The 24,266-nt window shown below is 47.8% G+C and carries 13 protein-coding genes; 11 read left to right on the forward strand and 2 right to left on the reverse strand.

The genetic code is table 11. The annotated features are described in order from the left end of the window. Positions 1–97 precede the first annotated feature (97 nt). The 5 genes from MHN31_RS05485 (at position 98) to MHN31_RS05505 (ending at position 6,120) form a co-directional block, all read left to right on the forward strand. Positions 98–1,069 (forward strand): hypothetical protein, encoded by a 972-nt coding sequence (locus tag MHN31_RS05485; protein ID WP_239443670.1) that lies wholly within the window; start codon positions 98–100, stop codon positions 1,067–1,069. 2 nt (positions 1,070–1,071) lie between these two features. Beyond that, complete coding sequence (locus tag MHN31_RS05490; RefSeq protein ID WP_239443671.1) at positions 1,072–2,154, forward strand: hypothetical protein; 1,083 nt, start codon at positions 1,072–1,074, stop codon at positions 2,152–2,154. Positions 2,155–2,157: 3 nt separating this feature from the next. Continuing rightward, positions 2,158–2,844, forward strand: a complete 687-nt coding sequence (locus tag MHN31_RS05495) for a hypothetical protein (protein ID WP_239443672.1) — start codon at positions 2,158–2,160, stop codon at positions 2,842–2,844. Between the two features lie 400 nt (positions 2,845–3,244). After that, a complete protein-coding gene (locus MHN31_RS05500) occupies positions 3,245–4,675 on the forward strand; it encodes a S41 family peptidase (protein ID WP_239443673.1) in 1,431 nt (476 codons plus the stop codon). 215 nt (positions 4,676–4,890) lie between these two features. Next, positions 4,891–6,120, forward strand: coding sequence for an MFS transporter (locus MHN31_RS05505; RefSeq protein WP_194868619.1), 1,230 nt, complete (start codon positions 4,891–4,893; stop codon positions 6,118–6,120). A 78-nt stretch (positions 6,121–6,198) separates the two neighbouring features. Here the strand turns inward: MHN31_RS05505 and MHN31_RS05510 are convergent, their stop codons facing one another. Then, positions 6,199–10,620 (reverse strand): AMP-binding protein, encoded by a 4,422-nt coding sequence (locus MHN31_RS05510; RefSeq protein WP_239443674.1) that lies wholly within the window; start codon positions 10,618–10,620, stop codon positions 6,199–6,201. Between the two features lie 376 nt (positions 10,621–10,996). Between MHN31_RS05510 and MHN31_RS05515 the strand changes: the two genes are divergently transcribed. From MHN31_RS05515 to MHN31_RS05535, 5 genes are all read left to right on the forward strand, one after another. Then, positions 10,997–12,166, forward strand: coding sequence for a PQQ-binding-like beta-propeller repeat protein (locus MHN31_RS05515; protein WP_125562494.1), 1,170 nt, complete (start codon positions 10,997–10,999; stop codon positions 12,164–12,166). A 161-nt stretch (positions 12,167–12,327) separates the two neighbouring features. Continuing rightward, positions 12,328–16,089 carry an ATP-binding protein gene (locus tag MHN31_RS05520; RefSeq protein ID WP_239443675.1) on the forward strand — a complete coding sequence of 1,254 codons (3,762 nt, stop codon included), beginning with the start codon at positions 12,328–12,330 and terminating at the stop codon, positions 16,087–16,089. A gap of 291 nt (positions 16,090–16,380) precedes the next feature. Beyond that, positions 16,381–19,185, forward strand: coding sequence for a TonB-dependent receptor (locus MHN31_RS05525; protein ID WP_239443676.1), 2,805 nt, complete (start codon positions 16,381–16,383; stop codon positions 19,183–19,185). 68 nt (positions 19,186–19,253) lie between these two features. Next, on the forward strand, positions 19,254–21,542 hold the full coding sequence (locus MHN31_RS05530) for a DPP IV N-terminal domain-containing protein (RefSeq protein ID WP_239443677.1): 2,289 nt from the start codon (positions 19,254–19,256) through the stop codon (positions 21,540–21,542). A gap of 106 nt (positions 21,543–21,648) precedes the next feature. Further along, positions 21,649–22,020 (forward strand): DUF4440 domain-containing protein, encoded by a 372-nt coding sequence (locus MHN31_RS05535; protein ID WP_239443678.1) that lies wholly within the window; start codon positions 21,649–21,651, stop codon positions 22,018–22,020. A 3-nt stretch (positions 22,021–22,023) separates the two neighbouring features. On the opposite strand, the gene MHN31_RS05540 is transcribed toward MHN31_RS05535, so the two are convergent. Further along, positions 22,024–23,208 (reverse strand): cellulase family glycosylhydrolase, encoded by a 1,185-nt coding sequence (locus tag MHN31_RS05540; RefSeq protein ID WP_239443679.1) that lies wholly within the window; start codon positions 23,206–23,208, stop codon positions 22,024–22,026. A gap of 470 nt (positions 23,209–23,678) precedes the next feature. On the opposite strand from MHN31_RS05540, the gene MHN31_RS05545 reads away from it, so the two are divergent. Beyond that, positions 23,679–24,104 carry a DUF2809 domain-containing protein gene (locus MHN31_RS05545; protein WP_239443680.1) on the forward strand — a complete coding sequence of 142 codons (426 nt, stop codon included), beginning with the start codon at positions 23,679–23,681 and terminating at the stop codon, positions 24,102–24,104. The last annotated feature ends 162 nt before the right edge of the window (positions 24,105–24,266 follow it).

Here is a 24,266-nt window from a genome sequence, read left to right on the forward strand (position 1 = left end):
AAACATGCAAGGCAAAATATAAACTTTGACTTAACAATGTGTTTTGAAATAAAGTGAGTCCGATACAGGAATACTAGAGCCCCAACGGAGTAAATGAATGGCAGAAACCATAAATACGGCAGAAGCAGCAGCGCAAATCTCAGATGAAATCTTTTCGACTTTTAAATGGCAAAGACGAGAATTGTTTGATCAAAACCTACCCTGCCAAATAGATGAACATAATAAAAACACTCACCCTTGTGACTGCGTTTTCTACTATGTAGATCCTTACTTAGGAAAGGTGGTTTATTTTAATACAGACTTAAAAAGCTATGGTGCTGGTAGTATTTCTAAAAATAGTGTCTTGAGTGCCTTAAAGAGTCTAGCGTTAGCTACTCATTGTGCTAATGTTTCGGACGAGTGGAAAAGCTCATATGTACTCCCCGAAAGCCAATTTGATTATACAATTAGAGGTTTCCTGTTCGTATACAACCATGACAATAATTACACTAATGATTTCCATGAACAGTTATCTTCCATTAATACTTCTAATGTAAAGGTTGCCAAAAACCAGCAAATTCATATATTTGGGCCAAGCCAAATAAAAGATTGCTTTGCAATTTCATCAGACTTCCAAATCTTAATGGGTCGGATGAATATAGAACAGTATGGGTTTTGGTATCCAGACATGATCTTACACAAAGTTAGGCATGGTAATATCTGGGACCAGCCTGCAACAATCGAGCTTCTTTCGAGTCCTTTAGTTATTTTGAAGTACAAGACTCGAGAAAATTCTGAAGGCTATATTATTTACTATTTGAGAAATGGTGATTCTGAAGACGAGTTTGTTTACCTGATAGATTTACTTTCCCATTATCAAATTCTCTCAGATGAGTTACCTATAAACTTGCGGTTCGCTTCAAACAACACATCGAGCAATGTACTTACTAATTTTAAAAATGGTAAGTATAGGTATATGCAAGACTGGTCTATGGATGATGCTCGAGAAGAACAGTTAAATAGAATTAAACCAGAAAAAATAAATAGACATGCTCCCCACTACAATATTGGCGAACTCGGCTGGAGGTAAGGATGATTAAAAGAAAGCAATTTGGGCCTACTTTGTATTTTTATCATGACAAAGCTATTTTTGATGGACTATGCCAACAAGGCATTACTAAACCAGAGCTACATCATTTTCTTCTGAGAAAGAATGTGCTTGCATCACAAGAGACTGATAGGGGGGAGCTAGCGTATTATCTATCTTCCTATATATTCGATTTCCAAGATAGAAATAAGCTATCAGAACAGTTAACAACTAAACCCAAAAGGGAGAACGTTGCATCTAGTTCAATAAAAAAGGAAGAAAACTCAAAACTTGATGACGAAGCGATACGGCAAACGCTCATCTCTATGCGTGAAAAGCTTAGTGCTGAGCCTGACTGTCAAGCTAGCGTAAGCTGTACCAAAGACAGTTTTGTTTTGGATGTTATGTACAAGGATCATGACTTAACAAAGCCAGAAGCAAAGCAAATCGAAACTAAAAAAGTTCAAATTGAAATTTTCAAAGAGCAAGATGGCTTTACAATAAGAAACCCAGCTAACGATTTTGGAGAGAAGCTTCTTTCTGAGTTAAAAGCATCATTAGCAAATGAAGTTGATGAAAAACTATCGGTACAAGAGTTAAGTCTAGCAGGAATAAGTGATAGTCGCCTGATTTCAAAGTTTTTTAATTTGCTTATGGACAATGTAGATGGATACAAACTAACAGACGTTACAAATGTGAAACTTTACCATCCCGATAGTGATGAGGAAGACGAAGAAACTGCGGCAAGTCACATAAGAAGAGCTATGCTTAATGGTAAGCAAGTTCTAGTTTCTCCCGAACTAAATGGCCTATATGACAGGGGCTTTCATATATCAAATGTTCAATGGTTGGCTGACGACAAGTTGCCTAATGGGGATAGAGTTGCTTTTGAGGCTTCGTTAAAGAAACCTGAAACTAAAGAGGGCTTCTCATTTCAAATAAGAGGAGTTTACAGGTACAGTGATAGAACCCAAGATGTAACTCAAAAGCTAACACCTCCAAGTAATGTGGAAAAAAAGGATATACACAAAAGACTAGAGCTGGCCGCTGGGTTTGCATTAGAAAAAGTTCGAAATTTAGAGGGCTAGTTCATGGATAGATTCTACTGGTACACAATTGGGCTGAGGACGGAGTTTAACTTTTTTGTTGACTCCATAAAAGAGTCGACTTTCAACCAATCTGACGAACAAGGATTCAAAGTTGAGGCTATTAGTCGAGATATGGTTGTCGGTAAATTTGTTCAATCAAAGTTAGTAACCCAAGAGTTCATCAACCCATTTGGAGACAATACTGTAGAACGGCGCCAAGTGTATGATGTGATTGATTTCAAATTTAGTAGACGAGCAAATATCTTACTCGAAACTAAGAATCCAGGAAGGTGTACCAAGACATTTTTTAATGAGCTCCTCAAATGCTCAGACTACTCGTTGGTGGTAGAAGCACCTAAGTTTAAACTGCCTGAACTTATTAAAGAGTTGAAGGCACATGGACTAATTATAATTCAAGTCAAGGAAATAGAGTTAGCAGATATCGCGTTAAGTAAAGATGCGACTGGATTGCTTGTAGTTAAAGGCAATTTGTCTATTGATGATTATGAATTGAAACTTCCTCTTGCGGACTTAAAACATAGATTAAAAAAGTTCAAGGCTATTGTTGACTTCCATGGTACCAGAGAAATGATAGAAGTTCATAGTTCGAATAAAATAATTATGAGCGATAAATTAGCAAAGCTAATCACTCCTATTATTTACAAAACTCTCAGACACATTGATTCATAATCAAGCTAACCTTTAAGTATTTATATAGAAGGGAACAAATATATTTCCCTAATAACTTATATACAACAGCCAAATAAGAGCTATGGTCAGAGCGGCTTAATGCACTGGTTTGCGCGCTGCGAGCAGGTAAAAGCAGGGTCATTGTCATCAGCTACACTCAAAACACAATGCAAGCTGATATTCAGGTGCTGCATTTATATATTTCATGAGAAGCCTATTGATTTTTTAGATAACAACGAAACAGGTACAAAAAAAGAGCGTCCGCGGACTGTCCGCTGTCCGTCCGGGAGTGGAATGGTGTATTGTAAATATTTGATTTTATTGTGATTAATTTTGGTATGTAAACTGCAACCAATATCCATGACGACAAAACAACAAATACAATACAAAGGATATCGATATGTACACTAATACTGCACTCGTTTCTGCCCAGGCTCCTGAACAGCACAATAAGGGCGTAGCCGCCTGGTTCAGGCGTAAGTTAAGTTCTTCACTGGTTAAAGCCGTGGTGCTTATGCTGGGTACCCAGGTTGTTCAGGCACAAGAGTCGCTGGGACATTTCTCTAAGCGATACAGTGCTGAGCAAATTCAGGCGGATATTGACCAATGGACGCACTGGGTGCATGCCACGCACCCGGACCTGACGCACAGCATTGATGATATTGATGCATTTTACGCTCGGATAGACGCACTGCGTGACACGCTAGATAAGCCGATGACAGGTGAGCAGGTATGGCGTGAGTTTGCCAGCCTCAACGGCATGATGGCGGATGGTCACCTGAGCATTGGAGATGGGACCAATGCGCAGTGGCGAAACTGGGTCGCGCAGGGGATAACTTTGTTTCCGTTTGAGGTATCGGTGAGTGAGCAAGGGCTGAATGTTGTCAGTGAGCTGGGCGGTGCACCATCGGTTCATGAGGGACAATACATCACTGAAATTAATGGCATACCGACGACTGAAGTGGTCGCTGCCTTGCTGCAACGGATTGAGGGCGACAATCTAGCGTTTCGCAGTGCTTTACTGGCTCGCCGGTTTGCTATGACTTATCGGCTGACGTATGGCGCTACGGACGCATTTACGCTGACGTTCGGCACGGGCAAGACAGTGCAGATTGCTGCACTGAATAAGGCACCCAAAAGTATCAAACAACGCACTTTCGACGAAAACTTCAACCTCAAACTGCTCGACAACCAGCAGGCTGTTTTAACCATCAAGCAGTTTGGCTGGGACGAACCGGATACCTATTTTCGTTTTATGGCGGATACGTTTGCTCAGCTGAACAAAGCCCAGATCCAGCATTTGATGATAGATATTTCTGACAATACCGGGGGAGATGACGTTTTCTGGAAACGGGGCATCCTGAAATATATTGCCACTCAACCTTACCGCCATGGCTCGACCTATCAGGTGCGAATTTTACAGAAATACCGTGATCCAGGTGAGGTTGTCGGCTCCGTCTTGTCAGGGGAATTGACTAAGATGACACAGCCAGAAGCGGATAAAAGTGTGCGCTTTAAAGGTAAGGTGAGTGTGTTGACGGGGCCGCTGACCTACTCATCATCCGTACTGTTTGCAAATACCATTCAGGACTACGGCCTGGCGACTTTGGTTGGCACGCCAACCGGTGGACGCAGCTCGCAAAGTGGTGGGATCCAGTTTCTGACGCTTAAGTATACCGGGATACGTGCCGTTGCACCGCGCTTTATCCTGGACCGTCCGTCAGGCAAACAACAAATGACGCCAGTACAGCCGGATACTGAGATCGCTCAGCAGGGCCTGAGTAAAGCCCAGTGGTTGGCCAGAGCGCTGAGTGCATCCCGCTCTCTTTAAGAGCGGTTATTCCGTCATTGAGGTGTCCTGTTTAAGCGGCCAAAATGGCCGCATTTTTGATCTCAGAGTCTGATGACGCGTGTTGTTATTATTGTTTGCACAATCTTGCGTGATGATATGATGAAAATAGTAAAAAAGACCAAATTGAGTTTGACCTAAACTTAACTTGAGGAATTAGTCTGACCGCAATAAAAATAACGATACTAGGGAAAAATATGGATATAAGTAGTTTACCAATGCAGTTGTCGCGATTTACGCCTTTGGTCTGGGTGATGTTGATTGGCAATTTCTTTGTTCGCGCAAGTTACTATATGGTGTGGCCGTTTCTCGCAGTAATGCTGTATGAAAGTTATGGTCTGAGTGCCACTGAGGTCGGGCTGTTATTGACGGGTTCAGCCACATTGGCCGTGTTTTTAGGATTTTACACCGGCAATCTGGCAGACCGGTTCGGCCGTACCAAAATGCTCTATGTGGCGGTGTTGGTCGGGGTCGTGTCATTTACTCTGCTGGCTCTGGCCAATGCGTTGTGGCTGTTTGCCGTCGCAGTGTTTCTGGCTTGTATGCCACGTACACTATGGGAAGCACCAAGCAAAGCCTTGCTGACTGAAGAGCTGGCTAACCCCAAAGACCGGGAGCTGGCGCTTCACTTACTGTACTTCTTGGTCAATGTGGGTGCAGCGCTGGGTCCGCTTTATGGTCTGTGGGCGGGCCTCAATGGTGAGCAATTCAGTTTTATATATACTGCGGTGTCTTATCTGGGCCTGCTGGTGGCTTTGGTGTATTTCCGGCCAGCAGGGGAGAGCACTGCGCAAATTACTCAGTCTGCGCCTAAGTTCTCCCAGTGGCTGAAAATACTCAATAAAGACAGCACCTTTTTGGTGGTATTAGTGGCAACGACGCTGGTGTATTTCGTTTATGCGCAGTGTGATACCAGCCTGGTGCAATATCTTACCCGCGCTGAAGTCCCTGAGCTTGCCTGGTTGATCTCGGCGGTGATCATTACCAACTCCACCGTGATCATTGTCTGCCAGTTTCCGTTATTGCACCTAATGCGAAATTGGCGCATAGAGCACAGGCTGTATCTGGGCGGCGCTATCCTGGTGGTCTCGCAAGTGATGATGGCCCTGAATGATGTGCACAATACCTGGGGCTGGATAACGGCGATGATTGTGCTGAGCCTGAGCGAAGCAATTATGTTCAGCAATATCAATGTGTATGTAGACAGGTTGGCGCCGGATAACCTTAAGGCCAGCTATTTTGGTGCGGCAGGTTTGTGCTCATTAGGATATGCGTTTGCGCCCATTTTAGGAGGCCTGGTGCTGGATTTATCGAATGGGGTAATGTTATTTGTGCTGACAACGATTACCTCCTTCGCGGCCCTGGCGTTTTACAAAGTGGCCGAGCTTAAGCTAAAAGCCACTCCTCGCACAGTGTCTGAAGTGTAAATAGCCAGAGCGGCTGCAACGTGCAGTCGCTCTGTTTAATCTAATGGGATTGAGGAAATGAGTTAATGTTCCTTGTGATTACTCTGCGCAGCGTTGTAGTGGGGGACACTCCTCAGATTCACGTAATATCCTTGAAAACCCGTCGAGCATATTGGTTATCATACTGTCCGACAAAGCGCCTTCGACATAATGCCAGTTCATCACCAGGTTCTCACCGGATTGCACCGCCACGATGTTGAGCGGCACCCGGCGTGAGACTCCCATATTTTTGATCACATCTTCCTGATCGCCATGATCTTCGGGTTGCAGCGTAAAGCCATCAAAATCGAGCGCCAGCAGTTGATTGCTGTTGGTAATGTAATTGAGCTTGAAGTAGGGGAGATACTCGTTCAGCGCGGGCTGGGCAATAACCTGGGTGAACTCGGGCACACATTCATTGTAGATTTTGGCTACGCCTGAGGCGACTGAGGCACTGAAATCAAGCGTTTCATCGGGCCTAACCAGCAAAGGGGCAACTTTATATAACGGCCCTATCATGTCACGGGTTTCCCGGGAAGTACGACCGGTGAAGGTCACCGCCATCAGGATCTCGGGTGTTATCAGGTGTGCTGAAAATACCTGACATAAGGCGCCGATCAGTGACTGGATCTGGCTGACCCCGGTTTGTGCAGCGGATTGTGCGAAGAATCCCGCCAGCGTGCAAGACTGGGTATGGTAAAGCGAGGGGGTCCACAGGGCACCGTTCAGGTGCTTGAATCTGGGATAAGGTGAATGGCGTTTGAACTCGGCCTGATAGTCACTGACAATTTGCTGACCCTCAGTTGATGCGAAGAAACGTTGTTCTTCCCAGGCGTAGTCAAAAAAGTCCACCGATTGTGCATCGTGCGTGTTGTCTGCGTGCTGATCATAATACCGCTTTAACTCACTTATGATATTAATGTTGGAGACAGCATCGGTGATGATGTGATGAATGTTTAACAGCAGATACTGCTGCTGGTGTCCTAAGGTGAGAAGTTGTACATAGATAAGCTCACCTTGTTCGAGCGCAAAACGATGGCTTTTTTGTGTACTACAGCGTAATTCAAGTTCATCAAATGCTGCTTGTTGGTCCAGGTGGCTCAGGTCGATGTGCTCAAATGGATTGCTCACGTCGGCGTCATTACTGCAACACCATAGCGTATCACCGCGCATCTCAAAGCGGCTGTTAAATAGCCCAGTGCCTGACACCAGTTGCGCAAAGGCCTGACGCATACGGTTCGGGCAAACGGCGCCCTTTACTGCAAAGCACTGAAACATATTGTACAGATTGCCCTGTTGCCACTGTCGAAAAATATTACTTTGTGTGAAGGTTGCTGGTGCACTGGTTTTGCCCAGTTTTCTGACTTTCTGACCCGTGGTGGCAGACATTGAAGACGATGCCTGTCCGGCCTGAATAAAGGCAGCGATAGTCGTTACGCTGGGGTTTGCAATAAAATCATCGGTATTCAGCTGCAGACCAAAGGTTTCAGACAGATGGGTCAGATAAATAATGATACTCAGCGAATCCATGCCACAAGTACGCAGATCCTCGTCCAGAGTGCGGGGGTGAACACCGCATTTTTGCGCCAGCACCTCTAAAACCTGTTGCTCAACCTGATCCCTCTGATGGGAATGCTGAGCCTGAACAGGGGGACTGGTCTGCTGCATTTGCTCAAATTCGGCCAGCAGCGCTCTGGTATCGACCTTACCATTGGCGGTTCTTGGAAAGCTGTCGAGTGGCACCAGGGTGTCCGGGACCAGCCAGTTGGGGGCGTCATCGAGTAATGTTTGCCTGACATTTAATGCACTCAGGTCGGCACGGTGGCCAGATAAGGTGACAAAAGCCAGCAAGCGCATAACACCATGGCTGCGGTACGTAGTTGCACAGGCATCTGCCACACCATCAATGCTCATGAGCCGTTTTTCTACTGTTTTAAGGTTAACAAAGCGGCCGCGAACTTTGACCGAGTCATCTTCCCGACCGCTGAACAGCAGCCGGCCATCGGCTAACGTGGCGATACGGTCCCGGCTGTTGAAAAACAGGCCTGGATCGGCGGGCGCTGGTAAGTGTACAAAACGCTCAGCACTGAGTTGTGGTGCCTGAATATATTCGAGTGCCACGCTGGGTCCGCCAATATAAAGGGTTCCCTGATTATCACCGCTCAGCGCATTATTTTGACGTATTGCCAGTTTGACATTGCATATGGGCCGACCGATGGGCACTGCATCGCCATTGGCCAGTGAGGCCAAATCATAGACGCTGTGTTGCGTAACCACATGTGTTTCGGCAGGACCGTATTGGTTGATCAAAGTAGCGCCTGAGCGGTTTAAAAAAGTACGCACCTGCTCGCTCATCACCATTTGTTCTCCGGAAACAATCACTTGTTGCAAAGTGCTAAAAGCGTGCTCGCTGAAGCTGGCTTGTGCTGCCAGAATGTGTAGCAGGCTGGGTGTCACTATCAGTCTTGAAATCCGGTTGGTGACGATATTATCGAGAATATTGGCAGCTTCTTTTCGCACGTTGGATGTGGTGAGATGCAAGGTGCCGCCACAACACAAGGTGGTGAGTATGGTCTGGATAGCCACATCAAATCCGAGTGCTGTGGTATTCAGCACCTGTGCCGGGGCTGATAAACAGGGGTCCAGACGGTGGTGCAAACACAAGTTTGCCAGGGTGCGTTGTGCCAGCATAATGCCTTTGGGGACACCCGTAGTCCCTGAGCTAAACACCAGATAAGCCAGTGAATCCAGGCACACAGTATGGCCATGTGCGTCGTCAGACGAGCGATGTGACACATCAGCAAAAGACTCCATGGTGACAACCTCAAACTGGCTGAGTGCACTGGCCCAGAGAGGGTCGTCGACAATGACACAGTCCGCTTCGGCTCGGGTGAGTATGTCCTGGGCATAGCTGACTTCGGCGTCGGCATTCAAGGGGACTATCACCCGGCCTGTGTGTAAGCACGCCAGCATGGTTGCGACCATTTCAGCGGTGTGCTTCATCAGGACCGCCACATTGTGCTGTGGTAAGGTGTTTGCGCGCAGCCAGCGAGCAATACTTTGCTGGCGTTCCTGCAACCACTGATAACTGAACGCCCGACCTTGGTGATCACGGACGGCGATGGTTTCAGGTGTTTTCCTGATCACCGCATCAATCATCTGGGCGGGCAGTTCTGAGGGGGTCAATGGCTGTGCTTTACCCCGCATGATGTGCCATTCCGGCTGAGAGGGGGTCTTTGTAGCTCTGTTAAATTGCAAGGTTTGTTGTGCCCCCTGATGCAGCGCATGCGCCAGTAGTTCGCTAAGCTGTTGTAAATGTGCGGACGTAATGTACGCCGGGTTGGCACTCAGCATGACTTCCATGGTGCTGTGCTCGTTGTACACCAGATTGACTGATATGGGGTGAGCATGGTCGGATTGCACCAACATTTCACTGGCCAGGTGCACGTCTTCTATATTGAGTAATGCACCGGGGTTGAGGTAATTGATCATCACGTCATATACCAAAGTGCGGGCACTGGCTGACACCGCTGCGCATTGATTAATTTCGCCAATGGGCACCTGACTTTTTCTGAATAACTGGTTGAAGTCGGCTTGCAGCGTTTGAACAGACTCAACAAAAGTGTCTGCGGCTGGCGGCACGATTTGTGGCAACACTTTAGATGACATGCCATAACTGTATTGGTCTCGGCGCTGATGATTCAGAGCGTACCCAACGACCACGGATTGTTTAAAGTGATGCTGATAAAACTCCCCCAGCAGATGAGCAATGTAAACATGGAAGCCCACTTTGTGCTGCTGGCAGAGATCTATCAGGGCATCTATCTGTGTGTTGGGTACCGAAAAGTGTGTACTCAGGGTATGCTGGCCCGCCTGTGCTGGTGGGATATAGTCAAACATAAAGTCAGGTAAATTTTGTAGATATGCCTGCCAGTGTGCCAGGTGGCGATTATTGTGTTTGTGGGCATTGTCGTAGCGCATTTGCGCCAGCTCTTTGGTGATTTCCTCGACTGACATGGATAACATGGTCAGCGCCTTACAAAAGAGTCGGTACAGGCTCAGTCCATCGAGCAGGATATGGTGTGCAATCAGCACCAGATAGTATCCGCCCTGTGCAGCACGCCTCATGGCAATGCGGATCAGGGCACCGTGCTTTAAATCAAACGGTTGCTGCTTGCACTGCTCGGCGAACGCTCTGGCCTGTGCCTGATCTGCAAGTTCCGGTGTCATATCTATGTCCAGCTCGCTTTCACCGCACAGATGGTTAAATACTAAGGTCACTTGCCTGATCATGTCCCGGGCACAGATATCACCTTGCAGATGAAACAAGCCTCCGATGTGATACTTCAGCGTGTCGGGATTCAGTACGCTGTCGGTGGCGATTTGTAATTGCTCATGCACCAGTTTATGGCAGCCCAACTGTGATATAACGCGAGATTTAAAGGCGTTCAGTGACTGTTGTTTGGTTGTTAACTCATTCATTTCAATATTCCTTCTGTGGCCTTGCCCGTTTAGTAACTGCCTCCAGAACTGCCTTATCTGGTCTAATGTGTCGTGAAACGGTGCCAAAATGTTGCCAAAGCGCTCGTTCGCTTTGCCTCTTTTAAAGCTAGAAAGGAAATGCGCAAAGAATGTGGAGCTGAATAAATTATTTCATATTTTTGTCACTAAAAGTGTGGGTTTAATACCTAAATAATAATTAAAAGCATTAAAATCAGTTGCTTATTGGCTTTTGCGTGGAGTGATGTGAAGGCATGAGACGAGGCGTTAAGGATCTTTAAGAAGGTTTCAGAGCGTTTTCAGGATCTTTGAGCGCGGGTTGCGCCACTGTGATGACAAATCACACAAGGAGAACACCATGAACTCAATTAAAACACTAAAACAGCTTGGATTGGTCAGTTTGTTGGCGACCGGACTCAGCCATGATGTTGCGCAGACAGCCTTTGCCGCTAGCGGCGATTATCTGTTTAGTTATCAGGTTAAAGGAGAGAACTGGGGAGGCATAACACTGCGCGATCATACGGCTTACTTTGGCAGTGATGATGGCCACCTTTATGCGTTGAATGTGAATCAGCCTAAGCTGGCCTGGTCGTATAAAACCGACGGTTTGGTGAGATCTAAGCCCACGATAAAACATCATCAGATCTTCTTTAGTAGCGATGATGGCTATTTATATGCACTCAATCGTTGGCAGGGTAAGTTGTTATGGCGCACCAGTCTGAATGATGCGGACGTACAGCGCATTTTGCCTGCTAACCATGCACCGTGGGAATTTGACTACAGTAAATCCAGTGCTTTGGTTCAGGGTAACAAAGTCTTTATTGGCAGTGGTGATGGTCACCTTTATGCCATCGCCAGATCGTCCGGTAAGGTGCTGTGGCGCTTTAAAACGGAAGGTAAAATTCGCGCTACACCTGTGCATCATCAGGGGCTTGTATTTATCAGCAGCTGGGATGGATCTGTCTATGCGCTGGATGCGAATACAGGTGAACGGGTTTGGCAATATGATACGCAGGGGGCGTTGACGTCCAGCCCGGCCATTGTCGATGACGTACTGGTGATTGGCTCCCGTGACACCCATTTATATGGGCTTGACCCACTCAATGGTGAATTACTGTGGAAGCAGGCTTATCCGGGTGGCTCCTGGGTGGAGTCGTCGGCAACAGCGGCTGCGGATGGTGAACATTTTTACATCGGCAGTTCAGATTCCAATTTACTCAATAAATATCACGCCCAGAGCGGTGACCTGATCTGGCAATTCGAAACTGGAGGATGGAGCTGGGGCCAACCAGTTGCCCAAAATGGCACTGTGTACATCGGCGCAACAGGTCATGATGAACCAGGCTGGTTTGCAACCCAAAGAGGCTTTTTTGCGGTCGATGGCCACACAGGTGAGCAGCAATGGCAGTACCAGCCTGAGAAGATTAATGGTTTTGTTCATGGTGGTGTTTACGGTGCGCCAGCGGTCGGATATGGCAAAGTGATCGTGCCGGATTTGGATGGCTATATTCATGTTTTTGAAGAGTAACTAAACATAACTGCAATCAACTTAGAGCCCTGAGCATATATCTCAGGGCCGATTTTAATCCACACAATATAAGGGACGGGTTTAGTCATGTTGGGCGTTACTTTGCACTGAGGTCCATAGCAGACTACGCTTTGTGGGTTATCGACTGAAGAGTTCTGCTAATGAAAAGGCTTTTTTTCATTGGTGTGGTGGTGTTATTTCTGACAGGGGGCGTCGGGTTTGCAGGTGCCTCGCCAGAACATGAATACACCGCTTTATTTGAAAAAGGCCTACGTCACTTTAAAAAGTTAGACACCAAAAAGTGGCCCCTGTGGGGGGTCTACCAGATAGCGCAGGATGAACGCGGCCTGATCTGGTTCGCCACAGATATGGGCATATACCGGTACGACGGACACACCTTTAAACCTTTCAATCTGGATGTTGATGATCAGACCAGCATTGCCAGCAATCTGGTTAACGGTTTCTGGATGGACAGCCAGTCCCGATTGTGGTTATCACACACCTCAGAAGGGATCAGCATCTTCAATACGTTAACCGAGTCTGCTGTTCGCATTAATGCAGCGAGTGCGCCGCCAAACGGCCTTACTGGCAATGGTGTGGTTGCTATTGAGGGAAATAATCAGGGCACCGTTGCGGTGTCCAGCACATCCGGGCTGGACCTGATCTTCGAAGACAGTCAAGGGTTTAATGTGCAAGCCGTCACCCTGCAAGGTGAGTGCGGTGCTGAGTTTAGTACTCAATACATACATACGTTGCACTGGCAAAATGCACAAACGCTCTGGGTTGGGGGCGATTTTGGTTTGTGTGAACTTGCCATCCCAGGCAGAGCAAAGGTATATCAGGCACGGCAAATTGCAGCCCTGGCTGATCTGCCCGTCAGATCACTCACTTCAGGTAACGGGATGGTCTGGGTTGGCACGGCATCAGCGGGGATGTACCGCCTCAATACAGCGGAGGATACACTAACTCAAATTTCAGACAGTGTGTCTGAAACTCCTGTGGATGTTGAAGATTGGTTGCAGGTGTCTGATCAGGAAATATGGGCTGTTGCACTGCGTGTGGGTATTTTGGTGATAGACGCACAATCATTGCAGGTCAAAAGCATTATTCATACAGAAGCTGGGTTTACGCATGCTCTGGCTTCTACTAACCCAAAGTCGTTGTTTCGTGATGCCGCTGGTGTGATCTGGATTTCGACATGGGGAGATGGTGTGTTTACGCTTGACCCTGTACATACTGCGATTAGGCGGTTGGTTGCGGGGTCCTCTCTCAGTAAAACGTTTAATACCAACAACATCCGTGCCATTGCCGCACTCAATAAGGCCTATCTGGCGTTTGGGACCGTGGGCGCGGGTATCACCTTGTATTCCTGGCTGGATAAAGACTTTGCTCCGCTAAAAACTGGCACTGAGCTGGATGCGGCCACTGTATTTACAATTCGCACAGGGCCTGACGGGCAGTTGTGGGCTGCCACAAATGTCGGGGTGTTTGTAATTGAACCGGCCACACAAAAAGCAACTAAAATGCCGTGGCAGTTTGCTGGCAGCGCCGTCAGACGCATGGCGTTTTCGACAGATGAGGCATTTTTGAGTACCTCAGACCATCTGTTTCGCGTCAGCCTGGACGATTTTTCAATAGAAAAAATTGAGACAATTGGCAATGAGGCCACCTCATACAAAACATTTTCAAATGTGTTACTTACAGACTCCGAGGGTAATTTGTGGATTGCGTCGCGAGCGGGTTTGTATGTGCTGCGTAAAGGAGCGCAGGCCTTGCTGGCGGTTAATGAGGAAGCACAGACGGCCAGCGGTATTAGTAAAGCCGCGACTTTCGGGGTGGCATTTCATCCAAATGGCCAGTTAATCGTGACCAATGAGCTACTACAGGGGTTTTACTATTTGGATACTCAAACCTGGCCTGTTCAGGCCGAGCAGCTGCCTTCTGAACGTGCTGATGTGCGAGCGGGTGCCAATATTTGGGTTGATCAGCGTCAGCGCATCTGGAACGACAGCAGTATTTATTACCCTGAGTTATCGCGCTGGGACAATATCAATTCTGCTTTGGGCATTTATGCGCTGTGCTATGGCGAAGGCGGGCATCTGGTCGACCAAACTCTGCTGCTGATAGGCTGCCCGGACGGGGTGATCATGTTTGATACACAGCAATGGCAACCCTGGATGTTTCGCCCCAACATTGCGATTACGAGTGCAGAGGTGAATGGTGAGGCACGCATTATCAGTGACACACAGTTGGATCTGCCACCCGCCTCTAAAAATTTTACGATTCAGTTCAGTGCATTAGATTATAAAAATACCGAGGAGTTGAAGTATATGCATCAACTCCGTGGTTTTGATGAGCAGTGGCAGGATACCAAAGAGCGCCGCGTTACCTATACCAATTTACCACCGGGGGAGTATCAGTTATTGGTTAAGAGTACCAATGCGGTTGGAAATTGGGGTGAGGAAAAAACACTTCTTCAAGTCAGGCAGTTGCCTGCATGGTATCAGACTCACGCATTCTACTTAGGAGGCGTTTCACTGTTGCTGTTAGGTATCTGGGGTATCGTCAGATTCAGAGTGCGTCGTTTGCAACAGCAGACACACCTGCTGAACAGATTGGTGAAAGACAAAACCCGGCGATTAGAGCAATTGGCGGAGATAGGTAAAGAGCTCACCACATCGCTGGACTTAGATGAAGTGATGGACATGATGCATGAAAAAGTGACCAGTTTACTGCATTGTGATGTCTTTTTAATTGCCGTGGTTGATCATGAGCAGGATGAACTGCATGTTGCAGGTTGTTTTGAAGATGGTGTGCGTCAGGCAAGCTTTTCCTATCCTTTAGACGACTTGTCGCGGCCGGCCTGTTGGTGTGTGACACACAAAAAAGAGATATGTGTGTCCAGTCAGGACGCGCTGCAAGCGTTGCTGGGTCAGTCTCTCAAGCCCCCGGTGTTTGGCAGCCCGACCGAATCCATTATCTATATTCCACTTTGGCTGCAAGATGACGTGATTGGCTGTATCAGCGTGCAAAGCCATCGTAAAAAAGCGTTTCGTAGTGTTGATCTGCAAACGCTTGCGACCATTGCGAGCTATGCTGCTGTGGCAATCGAAAATGCGCAGGCACATGCCGATTTGATTAATGCGCAGGAACGCTTGATAGAGTCTGAAAAGCTCGCTTCATTAACCCATGTGGTTACTGGTGTGGCGCACGAGATTAACACGCCACTGGGGATTGCATTAACTGCGATAACCGGGTTGGGCGCAGGCGCTAATAGTATTTTGCAGAAACTGGCAGAAAATAAGATTAGAAAGTGTGATATCAGCGACTTTGCCCAGTTAAGTCTTGAGACGGAATCTCTGACACAAAGCTCACTGGAGCGCTGCTCGCGGCTGGTCCAGGACTTCAAAAAGCTGTCAGCGGAGCAAAGCGTATCGGAACCCAGAGAGATCCAGCTTAAAACCTACCTGCAAGAGTTGATGCAGGCATTTGAGTTTACTCTGGCGCAAAACAGCATTGCGATCGAGGTCTTTGGAGATGACCCAAAACTGATGACCGATCCTGGGGTTATCAGTCAGATAATCGGTTGTTTGATTAACAATGTGGTTGCCCATGCCTTTGAGTATCAGCCGGACATGCCCGCAGCACAAGACAAGCGTGTTGATATCCAGGTAAGTGCACAAAAAAACCAGGCAACCATTATGTTTAAAGATAATGGCGTGGGCATAGACGAAAACATACAGAAACAGATTTTCATACCCTTTTACACCACTAAACGTGGCAGCGGCAACACCGGCCTGGGACTCAATGTTGTATACAATCTGACTAAATCCGCATTAGGGGGGGAGCTTACGGTGGAATCAGAAGACAACATGGGCACGGCTTTTTTGATCACCATTCCGATGCGCCAGGCATCGGGTTAACACATTGTCCGGTTTCCTTGCCTGCTCAATTTTATGCCAGTCAGACGTTTGTGTATGGCAGGCTTGATAAGCCATTGCCTCGTGTAACAAACTTGATTTTCCCCTTTATCTGGCTGGAAGAATGCAGACCATTTGTCCTGGCCGAAGAGGTTTGGTGACACTTCGGTCACTGAAATGGATAAAAATGACATTTTTCATAATGGGATATTAAATATTGTATACAATTTATCGTTGAGCTATAGTCGTACCGATCTTCAATAAAAAGCAATAAATAACAACAGGAAATTCGGTATGTTAAATTTTCGTAAGTCAGCGGTGGCGCTGTGCGTTTCTATGAGTTGTGCTGTTCCGGTTTATGCCGAGCAGCAAGCATCTGAAAATCAGGACATGGATGTGGTTGAAGTAACAGGCTCACGGATAAAGCGTGCAGATCTCGAAGGGGCCTCTCCTTTGGTGACCATTACGGCCGAAGACATTCAGATGCAGGGTCATGCCAATGTCTTTGATGCGCTGAGCGCAATTTCGTCAAACAGTGGTATTTTTATAGGTGAAGCAAACTCTAATAACTTCAATGCCAATGCCCAGGCGCTCAATTTACGGGGATTTGGCTCCTCATATTCCCTGGTGTTAATCAATGGTCGCCGTATTCCGGTATTACCTAAACCCTCAGGCACCGTGAGTGGCAACGTCACAAATTTGGCTACGATCCCCAGCGATGCGGTCAAGCGGATTGAAATTCTCAGCGGTGGCGCCTCTGCTATTTATGGTTCGGATGCGGTGACCGGGGTGGTCAATGTGATTTTAAAAGATGATGTTGATGAATCCACCTTAACGTATCGTCGAGGTGATACCAAAGATGGAGGCGGTGCTTCAAATAAGTTGAGCTTTACGACTGGCGGGTCTTTTGGTGATACCAACTTTACCCTGGGACTGGAACTTGACCAACGCAAACCCATTCATGGTGATGACCGAGACTGGTTTGATGAGCCGACTGATGGCCCGGATGAAACTCGCCATGGCCTAACTCAGGTTATGTCTTACTGGGCGCGATATCAGCCGGATCCTTACATGCTAATCGACATTGAAGATAAGTGTGCTGCAGTCGGATATGAAGCAGTGTACAACGCCAATCGCACGCCGTTCAAACAAAATGACTCCGACACGGATACACCCCATTATTGTGGTGATAATACCTATAACACTTACACCGTCAGGAATGACAGGGACCGCAGCTCTATGTTTTTGCACCTGGACCATGACTTGAATGCCGACACATCCTTGTTTGCGGATATCATTGCCATGAAATCCGAGGGGGAGGCAGGGATCTATCGATATAGCTTCAAAGCTGACTATGACGTGCGAGGTGAGTTAGCCGATGGGGATTCCTGGCTGGGCAGCCGTCATTTTTATCGCACTTTCAGAAGTCATGAAGTACCCACATCTAATCAGGTCTTTGATGAAACATCACTGACTTTCATCACCGGGATCCGCGGTGTGATTGCGGGTGAATATGATTACAGCGTGAGCTTTTCTGGCGGTCAGTATGACTATGAAGACAGTGTCGTACGTTTTGATGATCAAAAGATGCTGGCGAAAATTTTCGGCGAAAAAGACAAAGACTGGGATCAACCCTGGGAAGGAAGCCGCTGGGTAACGGTTAACGCAAGCCAGCTTAACAGCGACTACACCCCGAAAAATTTCGATATTCTCGGTGAGCTGACGCCAGACATGTTCAATGATGTTACGCATACCTCAGTTGGTAAGGGGGATTCTTCCATGTATAACCTGGCATTCGAGTTGTCGGGTACCCTGATGGAGCTGGATAGCGGGCCTTTGCAGTTCGCAACTGTGGCTGAAATTATTCAGGAAAGCTATGAATTTATCACCGATCAGCCAACAGTAGATGGGGATATTTACGGTTGGAGTGGGATCCGGGGTAAAGGGGAGCGTGACCATTACGCAATTGGGTTTGAGCTGGCTATCCCGTTGCTGGATGAAAGCAGCGGTGCTGGCAAACTGGATGCAACACTGGCTGCACGTTATGACCATTATGACGATAAATCCGATGTAAATGGTGCTGCCACTTATCAGTTTGGACTGACCTGGCGGCCTATGGAAGAGTTGATGTTACGCACAAACTATGCAACAAGCTTCCGTGCGCCGGATATGCACGTGATGAATGCTGAGCGTAGTTCGTCCTTCGCATCGGGCACTGATTTTTATGAGTGTGCAACCAAAGAAGGGCTGACGGCTGGACAGGGGTGGAAGTTCTGCTCTGAAGATTACGGTTCAGGTAGCGTTCGCAGATACACAGAAGGTGACTTATCGCTTAAAGAAGAAACGGGTTACAGTGCCAGCATTGGCATGGTGGCAGATATCACCGATAACTGGTCAATGACCCTGGATTTTTACAAGCTTCACCTGGAAAACCAGATTGGCGTGATGACTATGGATGGTTTGTTCCGTTATGAGGCGGAATGTTTGCTGGGCTTTGGCCAGTTTGATAGCAACATAGATAAAAACTCCCCGAAGTGCCAGGATGCCCTGTCGCGCGTTCAGCGAGGCGGTCCAAAGAATGGGGTCATCAGCGTATCGACCATACCTTATAACATAGGTTTCCGGCAGCAAACCGGTGTTGATTTCAGCACCAGCTATAAAATCGACACTCATGAATTTGGTACTTTCAAAGCTAAGCTCGACTACAGCCATATCTTTGAATCACCGTTCCGATTCCTGCCTGAAGATGAGGTGGAGGACATCCGAGATTTGCCATGGAATAACACCTTCCGGACCAAAACCAATCTGACACTGGGCTGGCATAAAGAAGCGGTCTCAGCCTCTTTGTTCATTAATCGTTTGGGTACGTCGCCTGTTGAGGACGCAGAGCAGCCAGAGCGCTATCCTGCCTGGACTACAGTGAACCTGAAAGCGGGCTACGATGTCACTGAAGACATTAGTTTGTCTCTGAGTGTGGTCAATTTGTTCGACAAAAAGCCGCATCAGCATGAATCTGAAAAGTGGTGGCCATTCGCCGATATCAATAAGTACAACCCGGTCGGTATGGAGTATTTCTTACAGGCCAAAGTTCGTTTCTGAGCGCTTATTTCCCCCAGCCCACTTGCGCATTGCGCGCAGTGGGCTTTTTTAGTTTAGGAGACCGTTTTATGTTGCAGCGCACACTGGCACTATTCTTCAGCTCTAGCCTGATACTGACAGCCTGTCAGAGCCTTCCCGTCAGGGAATCGCAGGCAGAGCAACAAAGCGATAGTCAGAAGCTCTATCTTCGGGCTGAACAATTCTTGCCGCAAAATCTCGCCCCTTTAGTCAAAAACGATAAATTGACCGCAAACTGGCTGGATGGGGGGAGTCGGTTTTGGTTTGTTCAGCAGCATGGCCATGGTCACCGCTTTGTGCTGGTTGACCCGAACAAGAACACACAGTCTGCGGCGTTTGATCATCAGAAAATTGCGGATGTGTTGCGCGCAGAGGGTCTGACAGAGGTGTCAGCAGCGCGATTGCCATTTGAGCAAATTACACTGAGCGGGTCCCGGTTAGGGTTCAATATTGAACAGACTCAATGGTCCTGCACTATGCCTGCATATACCTGTGATCATCGAACGCGCGTACAGACCGAAGAATCAGAACAAGGTGCCTCACCTGATGGGCGGTGGCAAGTGGTGGTTGAAAATCACAATCTGATTTTGGCCAATAAGCATTCGGGGGAACGCACTGTACTCACTCAGGATGGCACTGAGAAGCGCCCTTATGCTGCAACGCACCCGAATCCGGCGCGCAGCTTTAAGACGGGCACAGACTATCAGCGTGAAGGCGCCTCACTGACGTGGTCCAAAGATAGCCGCTATCTAATCACCTATCAGCTGGATCGCAGTGGCACTGACTTATACACCCTGGTTCAGTCTGATCATGAAGCGAGCCTGAGACCGAAAACGGTACGTTATTACTATCCTTCAGCTGGGCAGGAGACTTTACCACAAGCCAGTCTGGTGCTGGTGGACACCGATAAGAAAAAGGCCATCAAGCTGGATGCTCCGCCTGTGATGCAGACTTACTATGGCAGCGCATTGTGGGGCTGGTGGCAGGACAATGGTCGTTATGTCTACCATGATCGTCGACGGGGTAATCAGCAGTACTTTATGCGTGAAGTGGATCCGCACACGGCTCAGGTGCGGGCTTTGGTTGAAGAGCGTGATGACAAATATATTGATCCCTGGGTACAAACGTATTGGGCATTGCCGGAGCTGGATGCTTTTATCTGGAGCTCGCAACGCAGTGGTTATCAGCATCTGTATTTGTACCAGGCCAGCAGCGGCGAATTATTGAATCCGATCACGCAAGGTGAGATGACAATACGGGTGATCCGAGGCGTGGATACTGAGCGTAAGCAGCTGTACTTTGAAGCATCCGGACGAGAGTCTGGCAGAGATCCGTATTTTCGGCATTTGTATCGGGTTAACCTGGATGGCAGCGACCTGACTCTGCTCACGCCTGAGCCTGCTGAACATGATACGCGATTATCTCCCGATTTTAACTATGTGATTGACACCTATTCAACGGCGTCACAAGCACCTGTGACCGTGCTGCGAGATAGCCGCACGGGAAAAGTAGTAAGAGAAATTCAACGGGCGGATATCAGTGCTTTGCAGGCGACAGGCTGGCGTCCGCCACAATCATTTGAGGTGTTGGCTGCGGACGGTAAAACGTCGCTTTATGGCCTGATGTACTTACCATCTAACTTTGACCCTAACAAGCGTTATCCAGTTATTGACGACATTTATACCGGACCGCACAACTTCTTTACGCCTAAATCTTTTAATACCTATTCACGCCAGGCTAATGCACTGGCTGAGCTGGGGTTTGTGGTGATCAAAATGGATGGACGGGGCACTAATAAACGCGGTCGGGCATTTCATGAATATTCGTTTAAGAACCTCGGAGGGGGCGCGGACGATCATGTGGCGGCCATTCGTCAGTTGGCACAACGGCATGCTTTTATAGACAGTGACCGGGTTGGGATTTTTGGTTTCAGTGCAGGTGGTTATGATACTGCGCATGCCTTGTTTAAATATCCGGATTTCTTCAAGGTCGGTGTCGCGGCGTCGGGGAATCATGATTTCCGGGTTGATAAAGCGGGCTGGAACGAAATCTGGATGGGTTATCCAGTGACACCGGAGTGGGATGAGCAGTCTAACCTGACCTGGGCAAAGCACCTGCAAGGGAAGCTGTTATTGGCTCACGGCGAGTTGGACACCAATGTACATCCTGCTGCGACCATGCAGCTGGTCTCTGCACTGATCAAAGCGGATAAGCAGTTTGACCTGATGATTTACCCCAATATGGGTCATGTACTTGATGAGCATCCGCATTTTGTGCGTCTGCGTTGGGATTATTTCTTACGCCATCTCAAAGGGGGCGAGCCTATCAAACACCGATGAGAGCCTGAGCGCTGTACAACTTGGGTTTTGACTTAATAACACTTACAGCGTTACTTTAGTGGGACCGGGTTGCTGTATGGTCAGCACATTACTCAAGAGCGCAAAAATGGATATTTTGATAGCACAAGAAACTGAGCTACATCAGTATGAGGTTCGGCAAAACCGAAAGGCTGTTGAGCGTCTGTTACATGCCGATTTTTCGGAAGTCGGCATGTCGGGCACCAGCTACACCTTTGATTCCATTGTTGCCATGATGGACGAGGAATCGCCTACCCAGCTGCGTGTGCATGCGCAGAATTACTGCTGTGACAAGCTGGCACCGGGTGTATACCTGTTGCGCTATCAATCCGCATTGGTTGGTCAATATGGAGAAGCCAGTGAATTTGCACAACGGTGCTCCATTTGGGTATTGGCGCAGGGGCGCTGGCAGCTTAAATATCATCAGGGCACGGCCTGCGCGCCCTTTGCGTTGGTCTAATGATTATCTGCCTTCGCTGATCCAGCCTTTGACCCAGGTGCCGGCCTCTTTGAGCTGGCTGTCGACAAAGTTCTGAGTGTTACAGGTACCGCGTTGCCAGACTGCTCCGCTGCGGAAATCGTCGGAATAGTTCCAGTTGGTCCAGCTGATCTTTTTGCGTTTCATCAGGTCGATATATTTCTGTGAGCTGATTGGATCATTCGGGCCATCGCCATCATAGTTTTGAGTGCCCCATTCACTGACAAAAACGGGCAGTACATCAGAGGCCTGATCGAGTACAGAGCGGTGATAGTCTTTGTGTGATGCCGCGTAGAAGTGGAAGGTGTACATGATGTTGTCGAACGGTACCGGATCGTTCAGTACCTCCTGCACACTGCCACCAGTAGATGCGCCAAACGTAGACCAGCCATGGGTGCCGATCAGGATCAATGCATCGGGCTGGATAGCCCGGATAACCGGAATGATTTGCTCGCTGTAGTGGCGCACTTCAGGCCAGCTGACATTGTTGGGCTCATTGGCGATGTCGTAAATCACGTTGTTGCGGTTTTTGTTGGCAGTGACTATGTCGGTAAAGAACTGCTTAGCCAGGTCCAGGTTATAGTTTGGGTCGCCCGGATTTAGCTGATGCCAGTCCACCAGAACATATAATCCACGCTGACTGGCCATGTCGATCAGGGTGTTCATCTGTTGGGTAAATCCGGCTGGATCAGTTTCATAACCGCCTTCCTGCACGTACAGGCTAAGGCGGACAATATCGGCTTGCCAGTCTTGTGCCAGTACATCCAGGGATGCGCCAGTTAAACATTTGTTCAGTCCATACCATTGCAGGCCATGACTGCTCATGCCACGCAGCTGGATTTGTTGTTGTTGCTCACTGCACAGCCCGGTGCCACATACGCTGAGTTTGCCATAACGTTCAACCGGTGTGATTTGATTGCCGGTATCGCAGCGACCAAGATATTGCCAGGCTGAGCTGCTACCCGGCTCTGAGCGGGTCCACCAGTTTGCGCGATAAAGTTTGCCCTGATGCTGCATTTTGTCATTGGTGTTGGCGTGGCTGGGATTGCCCTGCCAGTCTGTTTGTGTCCAGTCGGGGTAAGTATTGACCCCCTGACAGCTTGCTGCATGAGCCTGACTGACTGCCAGTCCGGTTGTGAGTGAAATGGCGACTAAGTGCTTAAGATTCATAATATTGCTCCTTTACATGTGTTGGCTCTGTTGACGTTCTTTTTGAGAAATAACCAGTAAAATTGCCAACAGACCCTATCCAACATAATGGAAAAAAGGGAGGAGCAGCTTAGACTTTAGTCTAGTTTTGATCGTTAAGTATTGTAATTGGATGGAATTGTGTCATCAGCTATTTCGCAGGCATGTACGGGTGGTAATTTTGGGGCTTTGTCAGTTCAATCGTTTTCTGATATTACTACATGGTTCTATGGTGGGAACTAATGCGTTTCTTATCCATCATTCTTAATAATAAAAACAGGGAATTGCCATGGCACTGGATGGCCGAATGACGTCATTTAACGTCCAGAAACTGCTCGGGTTACTCGAAGAACTAGCGATAAGTTATACCCATATTGAACTCGGTGGTCGTTTTGGGCTATGAGCGAGTTAACAGCGCATGAAGCGCACTAGCGTATATTGTTGGAAGAGGTATGGCATCTATGGTTGTTATCAGACGTAGTCTTATTTTGTATCCAGGCTTAGCCTTAGTCACGATATTGCTCGGCCTGCTCAGCAGGTCCTCGCTCATTGAGTTGCCCAGGCTGCTCTCTCTGTATGCCGGTGATACCTTGTGGGCAATGATGGTTTTCTGGCTATGTTGCTGCGTGATGCCAGCTGTACGCACCACTGTGGTTGCTTTGCTGGCTGTTGGGTTTGCCTTTTCGATTGAATTTTCTCAGCTATATCAGGCGCAGTGGCTTAACGATATCCGTCATACACGCGTCGGCGCACTGGTGCTGGGCTTTGGCTTTAAAGTCAGTGATCTGGCGTGTTATGCGCTGGGGATCCTGATGGCAGCCGGTATGGATAAATGCATCCTTGATCGTCAAAAGTCAGGCATACAAAGTATGCGTTAAGCAGGTCTATTTTTTCCTTATCAAAATGAACGTGTGGAACGTTTGTTTAACAAGCCGATTTATGGGGAAATACTGTTTATCTACTCTGCTACTGGATAACAAAAAATTACTTGTCTTTTTCGCTTGCATCCGGGATGTGTCAAAAAGGTTAAGTTGCATATG

The sequence above is a fragment of the Pseudoalteromonas sp. McH1-42 genome, from assembly GCF_022347845.1.
Lineage (GTDB): Bacteria > Pseudomonadota > Gammaproteobacteria > Enterobacterales > Alteromonadaceae > Pseudoalteromonas > Pseudoalteromonas rubra_D.

Coding starts and splice junctions, on each gene's coding strand:
- MHN31_RS05485 (WP_239443670.1), top strand. CDS start 98: ATGGCAGAAACCATAAATACGGCAGAAGCAGCAGCGCAAATCTCAGAT.
- MHN31_RS05490 (WP_239443671.1), top strand. CDS start 1,072: ATGATTAAAAGAAAGCAATTTGGGCCTACTTTGTATTTTTATCATGAC.
- MHN31_RS05495 (WP_239443672.1), top strand. CDS start 2,158: ATGGATAGATTCTACTGGTACACAATTGGGCTGAGGACGGAGTTTAAC.
- MHN31_RS05500 (WP_239443673.1), top strand. CDS start 3,245: ATGTACACTAATACTGCACTCGTTTCTGCCCAGGCTCCTGAACAGCAC.
- MHN31_RS05505 (WP_194868619.1), top strand. CDS start 4,891: ATGGATATAAGTAGTTTACCAATGCAGTTGTCGCGATTTACGCCTTTG.
- MHN31_RS05510 (WP_239443674.1), bottom strand. CDS start 10,620: ATGAATGAGTTAACAACCAAACAACAGTCACTGAACGCCTTTAAATCT.
- MHN31_RS05515 (WP_125562494.1), top strand. CDS start 10,997: ATGAACTCAATTAAAACACTAAAACAGCTTGGATTGGTCAGTTTGTTG.
- MHN31_RS05520 (WP_239443675.1), top strand. CDS start 12,328: ATGAAAAGGCTTTTTTTCATTGGTGTGGTGGTGTTATTTCTGACAGGG.
- MHN31_RS05525 (WP_239443676.1), top strand. CDS start 16,381: ATGTTAAATTTTCGTAAGTCAGCGGTGGCGCTGTGCGTTTCTATGAGT.
- MHN31_RS05530 (WP_239443677.1), top strand. CDS start 19,254: ATGTTGCAGCGCACACTGGCACTATTCTTCAGCTCTAGCCTGATACTG.
- MHN31_RS05535 (WP_239443678.1), top strand. CDS start 21,649: ATGGATATTTTGATAGCACAAGAAACTGAGCTACATCAGTATGAGGTT.
- MHN31_RS05540 (WP_239443679.1), bottom strand. CDS start 23,208: ATGAATCTTAAGCACTTAGTCGCCATTTCACTCACAACCGGACTGGCA.
- MHN31_RS05545 (WP_239443680.1), top strand. CDS start 23,679: ATGGCATCTATGGTTGTTATCAGACGTAGTCTTATTTTGTATCCAGGC.